This window comes from Promicromonospora kroppenstedtii DSM 19349, from assembly GCF_000515355.1.
Lineage (GTDB): Bacteria > Actinomycetota > Actinomycetes > Actinomycetales > Cellulomonadaceae > Promicromonospora > Promicromonospora kroppenstedtii.
On record NZ_KI911577.1, the window covers coordinates 87,438 to 89,524 of the forward strand.

At 68.8% G+C, this 2,087-nt stretch carries 3 protein-coding genes; all 3 read right to left on the reverse strand.

All coding sequences use genetic code 11. The features are described 5' to 3' along the window. Positions 1-513: 513 nt before the first annotated feature. Complete coding sequence (locus PROKR_RS38085; protein ID WP_157601829.1) at positions 514-750, reverse strand: DUF4406 domain-containing protein; 237 nt, start codon at positions 748-750, stop codon at positions 514-516. 51 nt (positions 751-801) lie between these two features. Continuing rightward, on the reverse strand, positions 802-1,161 hold the full coding sequence (locus PROKR_RS38090; RefSeq protein WP_425414845.1) for a DUF7169 domain-containing protein: 360 nt from the start codon (positions 1,159-1,161) through the stop codon (positions 802-804). 66 nt (positions 1,162-1,227) lie between these two features. Continuing rightward, positions 1,228-2,087, reverse strand: an 860-nt coding sequence (locus PROKR_RS02150; protein ID WP_245605664.1) for a DNA polymerase, incomplete at its 5' end; no start/stop codon positions are given.

Here is a 2,087-nt window from a genome sequence, read left to right on the forward strand (position 1 = left end):
TCCAGGAAGCCGACCAGGGCCGCGGCCTGGAGGTCCTCGATCGGGCGGGAGGAGGTGCCGTAGTCGGCGGCGGTCGGGGAGAGCTGGCCGTCGAAGACGCCGCCCTTGAAGCGCGAGACCGCGGCGCGGATAGCGGGGCCGTAGGCGTCGAGGAGCGCCATCTTGGCGGCCTCGGGGTCCGTGTGGTCGACGCCAGCGGCGTGACCCTGGGCAACGCGGATGAGCTGGGGCCTCGGTGACCTCGTCGAGCGAGAGGTCGGCGTCGGTGTAGCGGAACACGCTGATTTCAGACATGGCAAATAGGCCCTTCGTGGGGTGACGGTGTCCCGGAGATCGAGCGACCTCGGGGCGATGAGTGCGAGTCACGCAAGGTGACTCATGTGTAACACGGCGCGAGAGGCGAATGCAAGGCGCTTTCGCAGGTCTTTAGATTTCTTCACCCGGGCAGATGCACGACAAAGCCCCCTACCGCTGGCAGATGCAGTGCGGTAGGGGCTGTCGTCTAGTGCGGTACTACGCCGGGAGCCGCTCCGGCTCCACGGAGAGGGCCTCGGCGAGGTTGACGACGGACACGCCCATCGCCGTGGCGAGCGTGAGCTCGACGTCCGTTGCCGAGCCGATCTCCCAGCCCGGGAGCTCGACGACGACGTCGGCTTCGAGCACGCGCTCGACGGTCCAGCGGAGAGACCCCGCGAGGTCATCCGGCGCCGAGACCGGCGTCCAGACGCTGTAGCCGGCGCGACGGAGCAGGGCTCGCCGGCGTGTCGAAGTCGGAGTCGCGGGGTCCCGCGAGCCACGCCTTCATCGAGAGCCCTCGCCGTCGTAGCGGGTGAGTGCTCGGTCTAGCTCCCGGCGGCGCTCGGTCAGCGCCTTCGCTGCGTGTTCGAGCACGCGATCCGCTCGGGATGTTGCCCCCCGCAAGGCCAGACGCCTGGCGTCTAGCACTGTGTCTGCCGTGGGGTCGGAGGGACGGCCGCCGGACGATCGCTCGGTAGTGTCGTCGCGGGGTCTCGGGACGGGAGACGCTTCCCACTGGCGGGCGTAAGCGTCCGGGAGTAGTGCGAGTAGTGCATCGGTCTCTTCTCGAATGACACGCGCGAGATGTGCAACGACGGAGTTGCCCGGGGCCTCGCTGGGGTTGCTGGGGGATGTTTCAGCCATTTAACGGACACTCCTCAGGATCGTGACGCGGAACAGTGGGTGAAGTGGGTCTCACTGGCGGGTGATTCACGCGGGGGCGCCATAGCCATGTCCCCAACTGGGCCCATAAACCTCCGGCTCGGCGACGATCGGCACGCCGTAGAAGTCGGGGGTGTCCATGAGGCGGCCAATCTCGTGTATCGCCTCCTCGGCGTCGGCCGCGGGGGCCTCGGCGATCAGCTCGTCGTGGACCGGGAGCCGGAGCAGGTCGCCCATACCGGCGTCGAAGATGTCGACGATCGCCTGGGCGAGGAGGTCGCGGGCCGTGGACTGCACGACGTAGTTCGTCGCCGCGTAGATGCGGTCCCGGTCAAGGGGCAGGTGCCGGCCCGAGAGGGTGACGACTTCCTTCTTGCCGTACTCCGCGCGGTTGCCGAGCTTCTTGGCGTAGCGCTTGATCCCGGGGAAGGTGGCGTCGTAGCCCGCGAGGGCCTCGCGAACCTGCTCCATGGGCGCGCCGGTCTGGCGCTGGATCGCCGTGGCCCCGCCGCCGTACACCTTGCCGAAGCCGACCGCCTTCGCGATCTTGCGGTGCCGCTTCGTGAAGTCCGGGCCGTAGACCATCTTCGCCGTAAAGGAGTGGAGGTCTTCGCCGGCCCGGATCGCCTCAATCATGGTCGGCTCCTCCGCCAGCGCCGCGAGGACGCGCATCTCGACGGCCGCGTAGTCGGCGGCGATGATCAGATTCCCCGGCTCGGCGATGACCGACCGGCGGATCTTCCAGTCACCGGAGGGGAGCTGCTGAAGCGGCGGGGTCGAGACGGACATGCGCGCGGTGCGGGCCTGGAGGCCACCGATCACGGGGTGGATGCGGTCGTCCGGGTCGCGGAGGTCGAGGAAGGCTTGCGCGTAGGACTTGCCCCATTGCCGGCGCGCTTCGCGTGGGC